At 34.2% G+C, this 20763-nt stretch carries 14 protein-coding genes; 10 read left to right on the top strand and 4 right to left on the bottom strand.

Annotated elements, in window-relative coordinates; translation table 11 throughout:
• Positions 1 to 8: 8 nt before the first annotated feature.
• From NG806_RS06915 to NG806_RS06905, 3 genes are all read right to left on the bottom strand, one after another.
• On the bottom strand, positions 9 to 2963 hold the full coding sequence (locus NG806_RS06915; protein WP_261512467.1) for a reprolysin-like metallopeptidase: 2955 nt from the start codon (positions 2961 to 2963) through the stop codon (positions 9 to 11).
• Between the two features lie 261 nt (positions 2964 to 3224).
• Positions 3225 to 4052 (bottom strand): twin-arginine translocase subunit TatC, encoded by an 828-nt coding sequence (gene tatC, locus NG806_RS06910; protein WP_214824112.1) that lies wholly within the window; start codon positions 4050 to 4052, stop codon positions 3225 to 3227.
• 105 nt (positions 4053 to 4157) lie between these two features.
• Positions 4158 to 5117 carry a KpsF/GutQ family sugar-phosphate isomerase gene (locus NG806_RS06905; protein WP_214824114.1) on the bottom strand — a complete coding sequence of 320 codons (960 nt, stop codon included), beginning with the start codon at positions 5115 to 5117 and terminating at the stop codon, positions 4158 to 4160.
• A gap of 161 nt (positions 5118 to 5278) precedes the next feature.
• On the opposite strand from NG806_RS06905, the gene recQ reads away from it, so the two are divergent.
• The 8 genes from recQ to NG806_RS06865 all read left to right on the top strand — a co-directional run bounded on the left by recQ (position 5279) and on the right by NG806_RS06865 (position 14470).
• A complete protein-coding gene (gene recQ, locus NG806_RS06900; protein WP_214824116.1) occupies positions 5279 to 7483 on the top strand; it encodes a DNA helicase RecQ in 2205 nt (734 codons plus the stop codon).
• Positions 7484 to 7535: 52 nt separating this feature from the next.
• The gene (locus tag NG806_RS06895; protein WP_261512465.1) at positions 7536 to 8618 is read left to right on the top strand and encodes a glycosyltransferase; all 1083 of its coding nucleotides are present in this window, start codon (positions 7536 to 7538) and stop codon (positions 8616 to 8618) included.
• 10 nt (positions 8619 to 8628) lie between these two features.
• Positions 8629 to 9738 carry a helix-turn-helix domain-containing protein gene (locus tag NG806_RS06890; protein WP_261512463.1) on the top strand — a complete coding sequence of 370 codons (1110 nt, stop codon included), beginning with the start codon at positions 8629 to 8631 and terminating at the stop codon, positions 9736 to 9738.
• A 64-nt stretch (positions 9739 to 9802) separates the two neighbouring features.
• The gene (locus NG806_RS06885) at positions 9803 to 10450 is read left to right on the top strand and encodes a DUF2306 domain-containing protein (RefSeq protein WP_214824121.1); all 648 of its coding nucleotides are present in this window, start codon (positions 9803 to 9805) and stop codon (positions 10448 to 10450) included.
• A 59-nt stretch (positions 10451 to 10509) separates the two neighbouring features.
• A complete protein-coding gene (locus NG806_RS06880) occupies positions 10510 to 10860 on the top strand; it encodes a hypothetical protein (protein WP_214824124.1) in 351 nt (116 codons plus the stop codon).
• Positions 10861 to 10982: 122 nt separating this feature from the next.
• Positions 10983 to 12386 carry a dihydrolipoyl dehydrogenase gene (gene lpdA, locus NG806_RS06875; RefSeq protein WP_214824126.1) on the top strand — a complete coding sequence of 468 codons (1404 nt, stop codon included), beginning with the start codon at positions 10983 to 10985 and terminating at the stop codon, positions 12384 to 12386.
• Positions 12387 to 12522: 136 nt separating this feature from the next.
• Positions 12523 to 13356 (top strand): DUF4476 domain-containing protein, encoded by an 834-nt coding sequence (locus NG806_RS06870; protein WP_261512462.1) that lies wholly within the window; start codon positions 12523 to 12525, stop codon positions 13354 to 13356.
• A 289-nt stretch (positions 13357 to 13645) separates the two neighbouring features.
• Positions 13646 to 14470: a CvfB family protein gene (locus tag NG806_RS06865; protein ID WP_214824132.1), complete on the top strand. Its 825-nt coding sequence runs from the start codon at positions 13646 to 13648 to the stop codon at positions 14468 to 14470.
• Positions 14471 to 14507: 37 nt separating this feature from the next.
• Here NG806_RS06865 and NG806_RS06860 read toward each other — a convergent pair whose 3' ends face one another.
• Positions 14508 to 18536, bottom strand: coding sequence for a DUF7948 domain-containing protein (locus tag NG806_RS06860; protein ID WP_261512461.1), 4029 nt, complete (start codon positions 18534 to 18536; stop codon positions 14508 to 14510).
• Positions 18537 to 18717: 181 nt separating this feature from the next.
• Here NG806_RS06860 and NG806_RS06855 point away from each other — a divergent pair, with 181 nt between their 5' ends.
• Both NG806_RS06855 and NG806_RS06850 read left to right on the top strand, forming a co-directional pair.
• Positions 18718 to 19311 carry a TetR/AcrR family transcriptional regulator gene (locus NG806_RS06855; RefSeq protein ID WP_214824138.1) on the top strand — a complete coding sequence of 198 codons (594 nt, stop codon included), beginning with the start codon at positions 18718 to 18720 and terminating at the stop codon, positions 19309 to 19311.
• Positions 19312 to 19407: 96 nt separating this feature from the next.
• Positions 19408 to 20760 carry a TolC family protein gene (locus NG806_RS06850; protein ID WP_214824140.1) on the top strand — a complete coding sequence of 451 codons (1353 nt, stop codon included), beginning with the start codon at positions 19408 to 19410 and terminating at the stop codon, positions 20758 to 20760.
• Positions 20761 to 20763 lie beyond the last annotated feature (3 nt).

The following is a 20763-nucleotide window of genomic DNA, read 5'->3' as shown; positions in this document are numbered from 1 at the left end:
TTTATTTTTTACTTTTTAATAAATTTCAAATTGGAAGTTGTGTTTTTGTCTTCTATTGAAATGACATAAGCTCCTGCAGTCAGTTTTGATACCGAGATTTTATTATCTGTGATCTGGCCAGTCATTACAATCTGTCCAGTCATATTAATGATGGTATATTTGGCTTTTGCGGAAACTTTAGTTACGTTTAATAGGTCGCTTGTTGGATTAGGATAAAGCTGAATGGAATCATTGTCCTTTGTTATATTGTTGGTATTAAGTGTATTATCCTGTATTCTGATTGGGTAGTCCTCAATCTCTCCGTATGATGGACTGATACATGCATCTAGTGGCTGCTCGTCACTCATCATCACTCTCATTATAGTATCTTTTCCTGTATAGGCATTTGCAGGTACTGAGAAGGTTCCGGAAACAGGGGTTGTTTCATCAGGAGCACTGGTGAAAATTATTTCATAATCGGAAAAGATTCCATCTCTATTGAAATCTATCCAAGCGGTTACTCCATCGCTAAATTGAACTTCCGGCCATTGCTTTGCTATGCTAATTGCATTACCGGATGATCCTTTTGTAAGGGTAATTAGTTTTGTAGGATCTGTAGTATAGTCTGTATAAGGTGATGGACCACTGTCATTTGAAATAGCAGACATTCCATTAGGGGTTACTGTAACATTGGATATGAATTCAAATCTAGGAAATGAAGAAACTATACAAGGAGAAATTGTAAGAGTTGTGAAGTTAATAGATGTAGAATAGTTCCCGATAGTGGATCCACATATATTGGCTATCTGAACTTCATATTGGGTATCTTCATCTAATCCGGAAGCATAATAAGAGTTTGTTGCTACAGGAGTTGTTGTCCATGTGGCAGTTCCTGTTTTTCTATACATTAGTGAATAGGTAGCTCCTTGCAGGGCAGGCCAGTTTATGCTGGCAGAAGATTTTGTAATCCCGGAAATAGAAACTCCTGTTGGAGCTATTGAAGAACAGGCTTCTGAGGCTGATACGGTAGCATTGCCTATGGCATAAAATATATTATCGACAGCACTTACCCTTATTTTTAAACTTGAACCTGTGGCAAGCGAAGCGAATGAATAGGGCTCTGCTCCATCATTAGGGGTCGATGGGGTAATAACTGTCCAAGTATTTCCATTATCTGTAGTATAGTCTATTTTAACGTTTGATACATTATAGATGCTATTATTAGTATCTACAACATCCCAGGTAATAGCTCCGGGTATATCATTGTACACTGTAGATGAGGTTACTTTAAATGGCCCATCATTCCCAACAACTATTTTGGCTAGAGCACTTTGTGTCTGCTGTTGAGTAACAGCTGGATTATTGTCTCTTACAGTTACCTTAAAGTTCATTTCTCTGGTTACATCGGATACGGTTTCCCAATCCTGAGTGTTGGTAAGGGTTCCATTAAGAACACTTGAAAACTTTGGAAAATATCGTGTTGGGGAATCTGTAGGAAGTAATGATCTGAAATTGGCTCCATCAGTTCGGGTAGGACTTACCTGATCAAGCGTAGTTGATGCAAGATCATATTGCTCCCATGTATAGGTCATCGGGTCATTTTCTGTATCTATTGCAGAGGCTGTCAATACGAAGGCGGTTCCTTTGGGAATTGTTTTATTAGTAAATGCTTGTATTGTCGGTGGAGTGTTTGTAGTAGGGGTTACAATACCGCAATTTTGAGAGTTTGTATATGCCTGTACCTGTTCAATGTTTCTGATGTGAAAATAAGGATCTGAATTCATCTGTACATTAGCGGTGGTAATTCCTGCATATCCCATAATCGTTGACCCTGATCCGGGCTCCATTTGAGAGCCATGTAGCTTAGTAGACATTGTGTGTTCAGCACCAAACTGATGGCCTAATTCATGGGCAACGAAGTCTATATCAAAGGTATCGCCGTATGGTTGATCAACTGTGCTAGGTGAGGTGATCCCTGCTCCTTTTGAAGTTTTATCATCATTATTGAAAGGGTTTCTACATACATTTCCGATATCACCAGCAAGTCCTCCGGCACCTCTGTGTCCAAAGAAGTGTCCAATATCGTAAGCGTTGTTACCTATGGTAGAGGTAAGGGTTTGTTGGATCTCTAAAATCCATTCCTCAGGATAGTTCCACCTGCTCTTTTGTACATCCCATATAACATCTGAATAAGGATCTGTAGCAGGATCCGTAAATATCAGCTGTGGGAGATCCTGAACAATCATATGGACACCAAAGTCCTTTTCAAAAACACCATTTACCCGGTTCATGGTTGTATTGATGCGGGCTGCAGCACCAGGAACACCTCCTGCGAGTTGGGTATATTCACCATTTACAGAGATCGCTAATCTGTACGTTCTGTATTTCTGGTCATTACTTTTAGCCAAATTTCCTATATTATTGCCATTTCTTTTTGATCGCAATAACTTTTTCATCTGCTTTTTTGATTGCTCAGATTCGGATGTTTTACATTCAAAAGGACTCCCGTCCGATGTTTTATTAGATTTAAAGAATACTCCGTATACATCTTTTTCTTTATTGATGGGTTCTATAAATTCATATTGCCCTGTTTTGGTATCAAAAAGCATCGACTGGAAATCATTGGGAGCAGTACTGAATCTAATCTGCTTACTGGGATTATCCAATCCAACACCTGAATAGGCTCCAAGTTCATATCTGTCAGCCATTGATTTTTCAACTGAAGGGGAACTGTAAACAGAGAATCTTTCAATCCTGCCGTTTGTTGTAGGTAAAGAAATAACTACAGGAGTAGCTCCTTTTCCAGCTTCTGGTGCATTTTTCAAAAGCTCTCTCAGGGAATTGAGATCAACTTTATAAGAATAGATTACCTTTACTTCTTTCCTTATTGGAGTGATCTTTTGGGAAATAGGCTCCCAACGCTGTGCATGTAAACTCGTTAGGCTGGTAGCTAACGCAAATGCGAAAATAAATTTCTTGTTCATCGTGTTTATAATTAAATTGATTTAATTTATGTTTTTGTTGCAAAAATAAACATTTAATTATAAGAATATTTGTTTTTCTGCTTATTTTATGATTTTTGTTTGTTTATATGAGTGTTTTTTTTATAATAATGATAATTTGTTTATTATTTGTTTTAATGCTGTTGTTTTAAAGAAAAAAATAATTTGAGTATTTAATGTTTACAGGAAAAAGAGCCGATTCTCAATGATGAAAACCGGCTCTTTTTATTATAAATTAATTATTTATTTCTGAACGACAGGAAGATTTCCGTCACGCTTCTGAACTTTTTTGTAGGTGTAAGAACACATTACAATACTGAATTCATACAATAAAAGCAACGGTAATGCTGCCATGATCATGCTTAAAACATCTGCAGGAGTTATAATAGCAGCGACTACCATAATAAGAACAATGGCATGTCTGCGGTAAGTCCGCATGAATTTTGGATTTAAAATTCCTATGCTTGTAAGGAAGTAAATCAGAATTGGAAAAAGGAAAACAACACCCATTCCCAGAACTACCTGTAAAAACAAAGTGGTATAATCACTTAAATCGTAAAGGGGGATAATGATATCTGAAATCTTAAAGATGACCCCAAAGTTAACCGCAAAAGGAAGGATTAAAAAATATCCGGATAAAACTCCTGACATAAATAAAATCCAAACTGCATTGATAATGAAAATTGAGTTTTTCCTTTCATTAGGATGTAAAGCAGGACCTATAAAACGCCATAATTCCCATACAATATATGGAAATGCCAAAACAATCCCGCCAAAAATAGAAACAGCCATCATTACATTGAACTGTTGGTAAAGTCTTTGTACACGAACAGGAAATTCTTTAGGTAGATGAATACTATCACTTCCTAATATTATTCTTGAAAAATGATTGACAATTCTAAAAGTAGGGAAGTCATTTCTTGTAGGTCCAAAAAAGATATGGTCCATGATCCAATTGATATTAAAACCAATAATAAAAGCGGCGATTATAATAGCAATAATTGAGCGGACAAGATGACCTCTTAATTCTCCAATATGTCCCAGAAAGGACATTTCTTTACCTTCACTCACAGAATATGTATTTAAGCTTCAAATTTATGAAATATTTATAGAATCTGGTTTTTAATTTATAAGGGCTTAAGTCTGGCCTTTAAATAAAACTCCAAATATCTGAGTTTAGTTAATTCCTTCGTCCAGCAGTTTATGCAGATCTATAATTCCGAAATACTTACCATTCTCAGTAACGATAAGTTGTCCGATGTTATTTTCTTTCAGAACTTTCATAGCTTCTTTAGCTAAAACATTTTTTTCGATTGTTTTTGGATGAGCAGACATGATATCTTTAGCCAAAACCTTGGAAACGTCTTCACCTTTCAGAAGCATTCTTCTTAAATCCCCATCTGTGATCACGCCGATAATTTCTTCGTCGTTGGTAACTACAGTGATTCCGTGGCTTGATGCACTGATTGAAATAATAACATCTCTTACAGGAGCATCTTCTGTAACCTGAGGTTTTTGTGAAGAAAGAAACTGTTCAACTCTTGAGGTTAAATTTTTCCCTAAGCTTCCACCAGGATGGAATTTTGCAAAATCATTTTCTTTGAAATCATTAAGTTCCATCAAGCAGATTGCCAAAGCATCTCCAAGAGCCATTTGAATGGTAGTGGAACTTGTGGGAGCGAGTTTATTGGGACAAGCTTCCAAATCAACATGGGTATCAAGAATAATATCAGAAAATTCTGCCAGTTTACTTTTTTTATTACCAGTCATTCCAATTAATGCAGAAGAATAATCTTTTAGAAACGGAACGAGATTGGTAATTTCCGGAGAGTTTCCAGAATTTGAGATACATAAAACAACATCTTGTTTTTGAATTACTCCCAGGTCTCCATGAATGGCTTCTGAGGCGTGTAAAAACTGAGAAGGAGTTCCTGTAGAATTTAATGTGGCCACAATTTTATTTCCAACGTGAGCTGATTTTCCAATTCCTACAACGATTAATTTTCCTTTCGCAGAATGAATAACCTCTACTGCTTTTACAAATTGATCATCTATTCTGTTCTTTAATTTTTCAAGTTCTGAAATTTCTATTTCTAATGTACTTTTTGCTATTGAAATGATATTATCTCTTTCCATTTTTACCTTTACAGTTTGTATACAAAATTCTTCCGATATAAATTTATACTTTAAAAAGAATATTTAATATAAATTTTATTTTTTATAAATTCGTTCGCTTTTATTATAAGCAAAAATTTTATAACTTTGGATTAGATGCAAATTTAGCAATAGAAAATTAGATGAGCGCAAAAAAAGCCAATTTATCAGGCGAATTGAAAAAGTATTTCGGGTTTTCTACTTTTAAAGGTCAACAAGAACAAATCATAGAAAACCTGTTAGAAGGGAAGGATATATTTGTTTTAATGCCGACAGGAGGAGGTAAGTCATTATGTTACCAACTTCCGGCACTTATTTCCGAAGGGACGGCAATAGTAGTTTCTCCCTTAATAGCTTTAATGAAAAATCAGGTAGATGCCGTAAATGGTCTTTCATCTGATGATGGAGTAGCCCATGTTTTAAATTCATCATTAAATAAAACACAGACTAAACAGGTCTTTGATGATATTAAAAGTGGTAAAACAAAATTACTCTATGTTGCTCCGGAATCATTAATTAAAGAAGATTATCTCGATTTCCTTAAGGAAGTTAAAATTTCTTTCTTTGCTATTGATGAGGCACACTGTATTTCAGAATGGGGGCATGATTTCAGGCCTGAATACAGAAATTTAAAAACAATTATTGATAAAATCGCAGATGTTCCTGTGATCGCACTTACCGCAACGGCAACCCCAAAAGTTCAGGATGACATCCAGAAAACCTTGGGAATGATCAATGCATTGGTATTTAAAGAAAGTTTTAACAGGGCCAATTTGTTCTATGAGGTTCGCCCGAAGGTTAATGTAGATCGGGAAATTGTTAAATTTATTAATCAGCATAAAGGTAAATCAGGGATTATATACTGTTTGAGCCGAAGAAAGGTAGAAGAGTTTGCCCAGTTATTACAGGTGAATGGGATCAATGCACTACCTTATCATGCCGGTTTGGATCAAAAGGTAAGAGTGGCTAATCAGGATAAGTTCCTTATGGAAGATGCTGATGTTATCGTTGCTACCATTGCTTTTGGAATGGGTATTGATAAACCGGATGTCCGTTTTGTGATCCACTATGATTTCCCAAAATCTTTGGAAAGTTATTATCAGGAAACAGGACGTGCGGGAAGAGATGGTGGAGAAGGATATTGTTTAGCTTTTTATGATCCTAAAGACATTGAAAAGCTTGAGAAATTCCTGGCTCAGAAGCCTGTTTCTGAAAGAGAGATCGGGTTGCAGCTTTTAAATGAAGTAGTAGGTTATGCTGAAACTTCTATGAGCAGAAGACAGTATATTCTATATTATTTTGGGGAAATTTTCGATCCTGTTACCGGTGAGGGAGCTAAAATGTGTGATAATGCATCGAATCCACCAAAATTAAAAGATGCCACGAAAGATTTGAAAAAGGTTCTGGAGCTGATCAAAGAAACCGGAGAAAAATTTAAATCTAAAGATCTGATCTCTGTTATCGTAGGAAAAGAAAATGCGGTGACAAAGTCCTATAAATTAGAACAAACTTCTTATTTCGGTTTCGGAAAGGAGGAAAAAGATAATTACTGGAAAACAATTCTAAGACAGGCGACTGTTCAAAACTTTTTACAAAAGGATATTGAAACTTATGGTGTTTTAAAGATTTCTGAAAAAGGGCTACAGGTTTTGGATAATAAATTAGAACATGCCTTTTTAATCGCCGAAGACCGTGAATTTGATCTGTCACAAACAAAAGCAGAGAGCGATCAGGTTCAAATGGAAGCGGGAGGTACTATGGATAAGAATTTATTTGGACTTCTAAAAGAACTAAGAAAAAAGGTAGCTAAAAAATACGGAATTCCGCCTTACACGGTATTCATGGATCCTAGTTTGGAAGACATGACGATTCAATATCCGATCACGTTGGAAGAAATAGCTAAAATTTATGGAGTAGGTGAAGGAAAGGCAAAAAAATATGGTAAGGAATTCGCAGATTTTATAAAAACTTACGTCGAAGATAATAATATTGAGCGTACTCAGGATATGGTTTTGAAGCAGGTTGCCAATAAATCCAGCCATAAAGTATTTATCATTCAGAGTACAGATAAAAAAATTGATCTTGAGGATATTGCAAGAGCCAAGAATTTAACGATGAATGAATTGTTAAAAGAAATGGAAAGTATCGTTTATCAAGGGACAAAGCTGAATATCGATTATTATGTTGAAGATAATTTTGATGAAGATATTGTAGATGGTTTCATGGAATTCATGAATGACTCTGAGAGTGACAGTATGAAAGTACTTTTGGATGAATTCGGAGATGAGCTTTCTGATGAAGAGGTAAGAATGCTAAGGATAAAATTCATTAGTGACGTCGCTAATTAAATTTAAAAATATGAACCTTATCCGATATCATGGGTAAGGTTCTTTTATTATAATGAAAAAAATTTCTGTTATATTTATTCTGCCGGACTTAGAAACCGGAGGCGCAGAAAGGATTATTACCACTATTGCAAATCATCTTTCAAGGGATCGTTTTGAACCTAAGATTTTGCTTTTGCGTAAACAGGGTGGATACCTTGAATTCCTCAAAAAAGATGTTGAAATCATTGATATCAATACGGAAAGAATCAGACATTCATTAAAACCTATTCTTTCGGAAATCTATCGAAGAAAACCGGATATTGTATTTTCTGGATTTGGAGAAGTCAATGCCTATTTATCTTTATTTATAAAGCTTTTTCCAAGGACTAAATTTATCGCCAGGGAAACCAATGTGGTTAGTGAGCATGTTACCCGTAAAGAGATCAGGTTTTTCTATAAATTTTATAATAACTATCAGCAGATCATTGCACAAAGTGATGATATGATGAAGGATCTGACGAAGAATTTCAATATACAGACTCATAAGATCGTAAAAATAAATAACCCTGTAGATTTTGATTTTATTGATCAGAAGCTATCTATTTCTAAAAAACCGGAATGTTTCAAATACAATTATAAGAATGTTGTAGCGATTGGAAATTTATCTTCCAGAAAAGGATTTGATAATCTGTTGAAAGTTTTTTCAAGATTAAAAAACGAAAATATTTTACTCCATATTTTAGGTGACGGTAAAGATCGGGAGATCTTGCATCAGATGAAAGATTTTCTGGGACTAAAACATGTTTTCTTTCATGGAAGGCAGGAAAATCCATATCAATATTTAAAATATGCAGATCTCTTTATACTTTCTTCCAGATATGAAGGCTTTCCTAATGTACTGTTGGAAGCCGGAGCTTGTGGAACTTACGCTTTAGCTAATAATTGTCCCGGAGGAATTAATGAGATCATCCAGCATCAGGTTAATGGCGAAGTTTCTGATATTGATAATCATGAAGATTTTTCTCAAAAGATCATGAGTATTTTACATAAAACGTACGATAAAGACGCTATTAAAAATTCTATTAAATCAAGATTTTCAAAGAATATTATCCTGGATAAATATGAGAAAGTGCTGTTAGACCTTATGAACAGGTAATTTAATAGTTATGATCATTGAAGGGGTTTCTTTTTCAGGAATAGCAGTAGCGCTTTTATGTATACTTCTTCTTCTTTCAAAAAAACGGAAAAGGCATGATGATCATTATTTGATCTTATGGTTACTAGTCTGCATAACCAATCTGAGTTATTATGCATTTTCCAATTTCCTTCCTGCAAGTTTACAGAGTTTTGGGTTTACACTGCCCGTACTCAGTGTAGCTATGCTCTATCTGTATGTGATTTCGATGACTTTTAATATCCAATTTAGGTTCACATACATTCTGAAACATGCCCTGTTTTTCATAGTTTATAATTTTGTTTTCATAATGGTTTCCATCTTTTATGAAAAGATTGTATTCATTGATGGCATCCCTTATTTTAGTGCCCGGGGAAACAACCTGCTTATTAATGCACTGACTTTGCCGATGGCAGTTGCTCCGATACTATATATAATCTTCAGTTTTTTAGCATTGAAAAAATACCAAAAGCTCCTTCCTGAATATTATTCAACTTTAGAGAAGATTAATTTAAACTGGATGCAATACATCATTCTTTCTCTTATTATTCTTTTTTTCATCGTTATCGGGATTATATCATTTGGGACAAAATTAAATGCAATTCCTATCAGTCATATTTTTAAAATAGTGGGTGCAGTACAGGCAATCTATATATCCTATATTGTGTTTTTCAGTTTAAGACAAAGCATTGTTATCAATCAGAATATTTCTTTCACTAATGAGAATAAGGAAAAGACTGCTTTGCCCGATGATAAACTCGTTGAACTATCCCAAAATGTACTCGCCTACATGGCTGATGAAAAACCATATCTTAATGAAGAACTCAGCCTTTCCGTTTTATCCGCTTCATTGGGTTTATCAACAAATCAGCTTTCACAAATCATCAATCAGACATTGGATACTAATTTTTATAAGTTTGTCAATGCGTATCGGGTAGAAGAAGTAAAATGTAGGCTGAAGAATCGTGAATATAACCGATATTCTATTCTGGGTATTGCTTATGAATGTGGTTTTAATTCAAAATCAACTTTCAATAAAATATTTAAAGAAGAAACAGGTATGACACCTTCTGAATATAAGAGATTTTCCCAAACGAATTAGGTCCTGATCTATAGAATAAGACGAATAAGATAGGTGTTTTAATGATTTTTGCATTCAAAAATATATGGACGCAAATTTTCATTTAACCAATATTATCATTCATGTTATAAGCGGGACTATTGCGCTTTCTATCGGTTTTCTTATTCTGCTTAAAAAGAAAGGAACACTATTTCATAAAAAAGCAGGTGTTTTGTTTGTATTCTTTATGGTTTTGATCATTATTACAGGTATTTTAGGAGTTGTAGTTTTCAAGCGTAATTTATTTTTACTCGTGATCACAGTTTTGGCGGGTTACAATACGTATTCGGGAGTAAGAATTGTGAAAATAAAGACCAATACTTTATACCTACAGGATGTGTTAGTAATGATACTGGCAATGATCATCACATTATTTTTTTTATATTATTTAAAATCTATTGGTTTTTATTGGAGTCCTGTTGTTATTTATTCAACAGTAGGATATTTATTTCTGGTTATTTTCTATGATGTAGTAAGATACTCGATTCCTAAATTCAAATATGGTAACCTTTGGATGTATGAACATTCCTGTAAGATGATCAGTGCATTAAGTGGATTATTATCAGCTTTTATAGGTACAGTTTTATCAGATTACAAACCTTATAGTCAGATACTCCCTTCCGTATTGATGACTTTTGTGATGGTACTTTTTATCATACAGATTTACCGGAAAAATAAGAGACAGCATTTGTAAAAATCTCCTGTCGATTTTAAATAAATTACTATATTGCTTCCCAGTCTAAGATTAAATCTATGAATCCGATCTCAAAAATCAACTGTACATGCGAAAGTCCACCCATTAGCTATAAAGATTATGATAGTTATGAATTGGGAACGGACCATACCAATGGAAGATATGGTGAAGTAACGATTGAAATATGCAGAAGATGTAAAAGAAAATGGGTTAAATATTTTGTTGAATATGAATCTTTTTCCAGATCAGGAAGATGGTACCGAGGAATTATTAATGATAAAAATATTGAAAAAATTACTCCTGAAAATGCCATAGATTATATTGAAAACATGGAATGGTATCTTTATGGTGGGTCTTATTTTTCGCATACAGGAGCAATAGGAAAAGGGAAAGTATATGTTGATTTATAACTTTCAGAAAATGGATAACGGGTGGTATTTTAAAATTGATAAATCTCACTTTGGTGCTTGGTAATTTATCATTAAATTTGTGAGACTTAAGATAGATAATAATAACAAATTCATAAAATAACATGAGTCAATTCGATGTTACCGTAATAGGTTCTGGTCCTGGTGGTTATGTTGCTGCTATTCGTGCTGCACAATTAGGCTTCAAAACAGCAATTATTGAAAAATATTCAACTTTAGGCGGAACTTGTCTTAACGTTGGATGTATTCCTTCAAAAGCACTTTTAGATAGTTCTGAACATTTCGAAAATGCGAAACATAATTTTGCGAGCCACGGAATCATTATCAATGAGCCGCAGGCAGATATTGCAAGAATGATAGAGCGTAAAAACGAAGTTGTAGATCAGACAACTAAGGGAATCCAGTTTTTGATGGACAAAAATAAAATCACTGTTTTTGAAGGATTGGGAAGTTTTGAATCTGCTACTCAGATCAAAGTAACTAAAAACGATGGTTCTTCTGAAACGATTGAATCAAAATATACAATCATTGCAACAGGTTCTAAGCCGTCTTCACTTCCTTTCATTACGCTTGATAAAGAAAGAGTGATCACTTCTACAGAAGCGTTGGCCCTTAAAGAAATCCCTAAGCATTTAGTAGTAATCGGAGGGGGTGTAATTGGTCTTGAATTAGGTTCCGTATATTTAAGATTAGGAGCTCAGGTAACAGTAGTTGAGTTTATGGACAAGATCATTCCTGGAATGGACGGTGCATTAAGTAAAGAATTGACAAAAGTTCTTAAGAAACAAGGAATGAAGTTTATGCTTTCTACGGCTGTTTCTGCAGTGGAGAGAAATGGAGATACTGTAAAAGTTACCGCTAAAGATAAAAAAGGAGAAGAAGTAGTTGTAGAAGGAGATTATTGTTTAGTTTCTGTAGGAAGAAAGCCTTATACAGAAGGTCTTGGGCTTGAAAAAGCAGGTGTTGAGCTTGATGAAAGAGGAAGAGTAAAAACAAACGATCACTTACAAACTAATGTTTCTAATATCTACGCGATCGGAGATGTGATCAAAGGAGCGATGCTTGCTCATAAAGCGAGTGAGGAAGGTACTTTGGTTGCTGAAATATTAGCAGGTCAAAAGCCACATATCAACTATAACTTAATTCCTGGTGTTGTTTATACATGGCCTGAAGTTGCTGGTGTTGGTAAAACTGAAGAGCAACTGAAAGAAGAAGGTGTTGCTATTAAAGTTGGTTCATTCCCAATGAGAGCTTTAGGAAGAAGCCGTGCAAGTGGTGATGTTGATGGATTGGTTAAAATCATCGCTGATGAAAAAACGGACGAGATTTTAGGAATGCATATCATCGGAGCCAGAGCAGCTGACTTAATTGCAGAAGGCGTAATTGCAATGGAATTCCGTGCAAGTGCTGAAGATGTTGCAAGAAGTTCTCACGCTCACCCAACATATGCAGAAGCGATCAAAGAAGCTGCATTGGATGCTACAGGTAAGAGACCTATTCATATCTAATATTTTATTGAAAGATTAAAAATTTCAAGATTTAAATAAAAAAAGAGAAACCTATTTTAGGTTTCTCTTTTTTTTGGCATAGAAATAGAGATGCACATTATAAAGTAAAATAAATGAAAAAAATATTTATTTAGTATTGTTCGCCGGAATTTATTCTTTTGCTCAGGAAGCTGGAAAAGCAGGTGAACTCTTAAAAAATGAAGCTTCAAAGACAGAAATGCAATCTGCAAGAACACAAGGTTTCGATAATAAAAACAGCAACAAAAATAATTCAGGTTTTAGGAATCAGAATAATCAAAATAATGGTTTCAGGACTCCAAATTATCAATGGAATCAAAACTATGGTTATGCCGAAGTTTTTCTAAGAATTCCAGAATTGGGTTACTTTACTGTTGAATTAGGAGATCAGGCAATTTCTAATGGTTCGGGTAAATATCGTTTTTTTGATTTGCAGTCTGGTAGAATGCCAATATCCATTTATGATAATGGTTTTCTAATTTATAAAACCACTTTAATGCTTCGGAATAATAACAGATTGGTATTGGATTTTTTTACGAATGAAGGCTTGTATCTATTGGATTCATATCCTGTCAAGAGCCAGTCTTATGGTTTTAATGATTGGAATGATGTATGGAATGATCCTTATGGGAATCAATCAGGAAATTGGAATCAGTCAGGAAATGCGATGGATGATCGTACTTTTAGTCAGTTTTTTGAAATGTTGCAAGACAATGAGAAATTTGATGATGGAAAAATTCGTATGATCAATCAGCAAATGCGTAATTCAATGTTTTCTTCTCGGCAAATAAGAGACCTGGTAAAGTCTTTAAGTTTTGACAAAAATAAATTGGCGCTGGCTAAATCTATGTATCGTAATTGTGCAGATAAAAACAAGTATTTTTTGGTTTATGATGCCTTTGATTTCGATAGCAGCAAACGGGAATTGATGGAATTTATAACAAAATCATGATAAAAGGAAGGGAAGCTTAGTGCTTCTTTTTTTATTGTATCACTTTCATTTTCTCATAAAATTTAGATGATTTTACAGGAGCCATATTAAACTGTACTCCAAAAGTAATTCTTTTAAAATTTTTTTTCTTTATCAATTTTTAAATCATAACCTGTATTGAGATGCTTGAAATTAAAGAGTGATAGGCTTATTCTTGGTTCTATAGAATATGGATTTATGTATCTTCAATGATTATTTATTAATGATTAATTTTATATTTCCGTACCTTTGCAGACTAATTCAATCATTAATGCAACTCGGAAGAACTCAGACTTTAAAAATTTCAGAAAAAAATAATTCAGGATGGATCTTAAGTGATGAATCTGGTGAAAAAGCTTTTTTGCCTAAGGTGTTCACTCAGGAAGACAAAGAAATTGATGATGAGGTTGAGGTTTTTGTTTATCAGGATGATGGTAAATTAAAAGCAACGACCGAAATTCCATTGGCTGAAGTGGGAGAGTTTGCTGTAATGAGCTGTGTAGAAAGTCTTCCTAGTGGAGCTTTTATGGATTGGGGAATTATTAAAGATTTATTTATTCCTTACAAACAGCAAAAATCCAAGATCATTGAAGCAAAGAGATATCTTGTATATCTTTATGTAGATGAAGATATGGACCTGATTACAGGGACAACAAAATTCAAAAGAAATCCTCAATATGAAAATCTGCCATTCCAAAAAGGCGATAAAGTAGATTTGATCATGATGAATGAAAGCGAAATAGGCTGGAATGTGATCATCAATAAAAAATATATCGGATTGATTTATGCTTCTGATGTTTTCAAAAAACTGTATCCATTATCTGAAGAAACAGGGTATATCAAAACAATCCGTGAAGATGGTAAGATAGATGTTTCTTTACAGCCTGAAGGATTTGAAAACGTTGATGAGTTTAAACAAAAGATACTTAACAAGCTTGAAGAAAATTATGGACTTCTTCATTTATCAGACAAGTCCTCTCCTGAAGAGATCAAAGATGAGATCCAGATGAGTAAAAAGAACTTCAAGAAAGCGATTGGAGGACTCTATAAAGATAAAATTATCGATATTTTAGAAGATAAAATTAGATTATTGTAAAAACAAAACGAGCAGAAATTTCTGCTCGTTTTTTATTTTAGTCTCTGTTTTTAATGAGTAACCATCCATTATATATCCTTCCGTCTGATACTTTTATTAGGTACCAATAATTTCCTGTTGATAATGGAGTTGAATTGTATTTTCCATCCCACTCAAAGGGTTTTTTATTAATGATGTCTTTAAATACCGGGATGCCTTTTCTGTCATAGACTCCTATTTCAGTTCCAGTATAATTTTCCAGACCTTTTATTCTCCATTTGTCGTTGAAGCCATCACCATTAGGCGTGATCATGTTCGGAATATTAAAAATAGAAAAGTTTTTTTGCCCAATGATACATCCTGATTTCGTTCTTACATAAACAATGTATTCTCCCATACTCAGATTGGTAAATACATTAGAATCCTGCCAGTTGATATTATCTAACGAATATTCATAGTTTCCGGTTGCTGAAAGAAGTATTGTTGCGGAATTATTGGTAATGGTTACAGAAACAATCTCTGCCAGAATAGAGTAGCTGACTTGTGTACTGGCAATGTTTTCACAACCGAAACTATTAGTCACTTTCACGGAATAATTTCCTGGAGTTGAAACCACAATCGTTTGTGTAGTCGCTCCCGTATTCCAAAGGTACGATGTGAATCCGGCTCCTGCATCTAAAGTTATAGTCTTGCCCTGACAAAAATCAAGCTGATCCGGAAAGTTGATCTTCGGTTTTGGATTTAATGTTAAACTCAATCTTACCACGGTGAAACATCCATCAGCGGTAGATACTTTTACATGAATAACGGTGGAACCGATGCTCATTATATAACTGGATGGGTTTGGAATAATATTTCCAGTACTGTCCGTATAAACAAAAGTATAATTGTTTGGATTAGCAATGATATTGGCTTCATATGAATGAAGATTAATACTCATTGTAGCTCCTGTTGTGTCATTGCATATCGCAGCTGTGAGATCCTGAGCAGGAACATTATTCACCGATAAAGTAACTGCAATAGCTTGTTTCTCAGATTCACATCCATTTATAGTTTGTGTTACAAAATAAGTTTGTCCGTGAATTAATGTTGTACTAAGTGGTAGAATGTTTCCTGCTCCATCATAAAATACCAGGGAAGTTCCTGTAACTACTAGATTTGTCAAGGTTGGATTTATTGAGGCACAAAAATCCTGAGCTGTATTGGCTGTTGGTTTAGGAGTCGTATTTACGGTTACCTGAATGGCTGTTTTATTACTTTCACATCCATTAATGGTTTGTGATGCATAATAGGTCTGCCCGGTTACAAGTGGAGTTGTTGGAGGCAAAATGTTTCCTGTTACATCATACCATTTGATATTTTGACCTGTAATTTGGAGGTCAGAAACTTTGGGCTGATTTGTTGCACAAAATATTTGTGTTGGATTTGTTGTTACAGGAAGAGCTGGGGAACTGATAATTACATTCTGATTTTGTATTGCCGTATTCCCATGACCATCATTATAGGCCCAATGAACGACATATGTTCCAGGAATCGAATAAGAAAGTGGGTCCGTAGTTGTAGCATTGATAACTCCAGCGCAATTATCTGTTGCGGCAGGAAAATTAGAAATTGTTGTATGACAATCTCCTGTGATATCTGGTAAGTTTGCAATATTGGGAATTGGTGCTATATTATCTCCAACTACTACATTTGCAGTAAAAGTTCCATCGCAACCTAGTGAACCAGAAATATGGCAGGTGTACGTTCCCGAATTGGCTACTGTAGCATTTGGAATTGTTGGGTTTTGCAGATTAGAAGTAAATCCATTTGGTCCTGTCCAATTGAATGTTGTTCCGCCGGTTGCATTTAATTGGATGGATGAATTGATACAAACCGGAGAGTTTGATGTAGCAGAAATTCCAACACTACAATCATAAAATTTAGCAAAATTATTATTTGTTTGAGTAGCTCCAAGGGTATAAATATTATTACTTTTGGCATAAATAGAATTAATTTCACCATAAAAATAAGATCCCCATATTTGATTACCTACTGTACTAAATTTGGTGAAAAATCCCCCATTATAACCCCCATTGTTTGTTGGCAAAAATCCATTTGGAGTTGCTATTTGAATATTATTGAATGTGCGGCCACAAAATAATATATTATTGGTGTCATCTATAGAAAGGCCGTATGCTTGATCATCATCTACGGCGTTACCTGTTGTTGCACCAAAATAAGTTCCCCATATTTGATTTCCAGTAGGATTGAACTTTGTCAAATAGATATCATTACCAACATATCCATTGTATTGAGTCTGGTGGGTTCCTGGAGTTGAAATTTTTTCATGTGCCGTGGTTTCACCCAGCAGAATTACATTATTGTCCTTATCTATTTTTAAATCACTTACGGATGTTACTCCTTCATCTGAATTGCTTTGAATGCCATATCCATCTCTTCCACCATAGTAAGTTGACCACAAAAATTGAAAATTGCTGTCAAGCTTTGCCAGATAAGTATTGGCTTCACCAATTATAGTTTGTTGATGGGTGCCAGCTGTAGCCTGTCCACTCGTATTATAATTTCTATAAACAGTTCCCGCTAAATAGATATTGTTTGCATTATCACGATCAATCTTTTTTATACCATCTCTTAAATTAAAATAAGATCCATAAATTTGCTGGCCTGCAGGAGAAAATTTAGCAATAAATGAAATTCCATTATATACATTAGAATTGGTTGGAACTGCAGCGTTAGGGGTTGTGATTCCATTATTTCCTACCGCAAAACCTCCCAATATTAAATTCTCACTAGAGTCAAGCACAAGTGAATTTATAGTATCTGCATTATCCCCTCCGAAATAAGTGCCCCATATTTTAGTCCCACTATCATTGAATTTTATAATAAATGCATCCTCGTTTTCAGCATAATAGATGGGATTTACATATGATGAATGTTCTTTATGAGCTCCTGGTGTCGTTATAGTATTTGTACCATTCGTCGAGTCTCTTGCATGTCCAACTGCATATATTTCATTATTGCTATTAATAGCGATATCTTTTAATAAATTTGTTTCATCACCACTATAATCAAAATGATGATTTCCTAAAAATACTCCCCAAATTTTATTTCCTAATGGATCAAATTTTGAAATATATCCATAGTTTTGAGAATTAGAATCCATTACATTATATGTATTAGTAGCAACATTATACCTTGCAATGGTTGTGAAACTTGAATAAACTTCTTGATTTGCGTTTGCTAATACGCGGCAGTATGAACTATCGTGCCAAACCCAATTTGGTGAATTTTTAATCCATAGCGGTGTTGGAACGGGATCAATTATTAATGTTTTATTGTATAGATCTTGTTTTCCTTCAAATCCATAAGTGTTATTTTTGATTTGGATGAATTTTATATGAGTATCTTGTTTTTTATCACCATCTACCAACCATGAAAGAGGAATATTCTCCTGCATATCACCAAAGCGGAGTTTCATATTTATTTTCCCATTGTCCAACGAAGTTTTACAACCATTAAACTTCATTTTAATATCAGATATTTTGCCACCTGGTCTTACAATAAAATTATATTCTATTGGTTTTAAAGTATCTTTTGGTTTAAAAAATACCAGGTCTATATTATTGTATATATTTTTATAGGTAATTTTTTTAAATCTATAAACTTTCAGAACTCCATTGGGTCTGTTGGGGATATTATAGAAATTTTCGTAATCAGGAGATTGCTCATCAGAAATAAGTTCAACATTAGAATTGGAACCAATTAAATCAATATCTATTCTGTGGTATTTATATTTTAATTTATCCAGTTTTTCATCAGATAGATTTTGTTTTTTTTCTTTGGAGGGGGCTTCTTTTAGTTTTTCAACCTGATAGACATCATATGAAAATCCATTTTTCTTTAATTGTACATTGAGACCATTTGATATAAAAAGATATTTTACATCAGCATTTTCTTTTCCATTCTGATCAATGATCTGGCCTTTGTTTTCGTAAAAATAATAGGGTGTGTCATTTGTGGGTTTAGTTTGAGAAAACAAAAAAGTGCAACATAAAACAGAGAAAAGAAATAAAATTTTCCGCATCGATTATTAATTTTCGGCAAATATATAAAAACACCTCACTTTATCGGGATTAAGAATCATTAATCTCTAACTGTTTGTTTTAAAACATGATGTAAATCATAATAATTGTTTAATTATTTTGTTTAACAATTTTGTCAAAAAAAAATTTTGATTTACATTTGCACAAATTTGTTTAACAAAAATGTCAAACCAAGCAAAAAAAGACCAAACACAAGAATTGATCAAAGAAACCGCGAAGAATTTATTCTTTGTGAAAGGGAAATTTGATGCTACTACGCAAGAGATTGCAGATGAAGCCGGGGTAAACAGAACGCTTATTAATTACTATTTCCGTTCCAGAGATAATCTGATGCAGATCGTTTTTAATGAAGCGCAGAAGGTAGAACAGGAGAAATCTAAGATTATTCAGAACTCTTCTTTACCATTTAAAGAAAAGATGAGCCAGTTTATAGAAGGCAGTTTGGCTACAAGCTTACAATATCCTTATCTGGAAACATATATTGTTTCACAGATCAATAAAGGAAACTGCCACCAGAAAGATATTGAAGAGGAGGATTTGAAAAAGATGTATGAAGATATTGAAAAGGAAATGGAATTGGGAAATATTGAAAGAATGAAACCCATTCAGTTTATATTAAATATGGTTTCCCTCTTAGTTTTTCCAAGTGCCATACGACCTCTTTTAATGGAGAATCTAATGATAAGTGATAAAGAATTTGATAAGATTATATCAGAGCGAAAAGAGATCATACTTAACATGTTATTTAAAAATTAGTTAAAAACTTAAAGTATTTTTAAATATGATACGTCCTTTAGGAATAAAGTATTTTGAGAACAACATTCTATTAAAAAATAAACGAAGTAATAAATTATGAAAAGAAAACGTATAACTGCAATCAAGCTAAAAATTGGGATAGCTGCAGCATTTATGATTTTCGGCTATTCATCAGTGTCTGCCCAACAGCAGGTTTCCCTACAGGAAGCTATCAAGCAGGCGCTCCAAAATAAAGCAGAAGCCAAAAAAGCTGCTTTACAGATCAAAAAAGCTGAATACAAAATTGATGAAGCTAGAGCAGGGGCATTACCTCAAGTTACTGGGACTGCTGCCTTAACCTATAATCCTATTATTCAGCAGTCGTTGCTGGAATTTGGTGGACAAAGGATAACAGCTCAGTTGGGACAGCCTTGGAGCACCAATGCAGGAATAAATGTTCAGCAGGCCCTATTTGATCAAAGAGTTTTTACTGGTCTTAAAGCTGCAAAATCAACAAGAGAGTTTTACATCCTGAATGCTCAATTGACCAATGAACAGATCATTGAAAATGTAGCGACGGCTTATTATCAGGTTTTTGTACAGGAAGAAAACCTTAAAACGGTAGAAGTAAGTTATTCAAACACCGAAAGGGTAAGAAATGTGATCAAAAGCTTATTGGATAATGGATTGGCCAAATCTATTGATCTCGACCGTACAAATGTACAGCTGACTAATATTGGATCAAACAGACAGCAGCTGATCAATTCCGTAGAACTTTCAAAAAATGCTTTAAAGTTTTATATGGGAGTTCCTATTGATACCAAAATCGAACTTGAAGAAAAAACGATTGAACCAAGACCTGAGCTTATTATGAGCAATGTGAATCTGGACGATCGTTTAGAGCTGAAAGTAAAGAACAAAAACAGAGAACTTCTTGTGTTTAATAAGAAAGCGACGGAAGCTTATCTTTATCCTACTGTAAGTCTTCAGGCAAACTATGCGTGGGCTGCAACAGGAAAGAAATTTCCTCTTACCAATGGTCTGAGTAATGGTGTACTTTGGAGTGATTATTCTGCAATAGGATTGAATATAAATGTTCCGATCTTCACAGGTGGTGCTACAAAAGCTAAGATCCAACAGGCGGAAATTGATATTCAGGATTTAGATCAGGATATTCAGAATACCCAGCTAAGTTTAAGTTTGGATTATAAAAATGCAATTTCCAATATGGAGAATTCAATCATTAATATCCAGAGCATGAAAGATAATGTAGGCCTTGCAGAAAGAGTACAGAAAAATACTCAATCCAATTACCAGAACGGTTTGGCTACGCTTACAGAAGTTTTGGATTCTGAAAATGCTTTAACAGAAGCGAAACAGAATTATTCAAATGCATTGTTAGATTATAAGCAGGCTGAGATCAAATTAATTAAAGCTAAAGGAGAATTAAACACACTACAAAACCCATAACTA

It is taken from the genome of Chryseobacterium paludis, assembly GCF_025403485.1.
Lineage (GTDB): Bacteria > Bacteroidota > Bacteroidia > Flavobacteriales > Weeksellaceae > Chryseobacterium > Chryseobacterium paludis.
The sequence above is the reverse complement of the archived record's forward strand: the minus strand, read 5'-3'. Positions and strand labels throughout refer to the sequence as shown.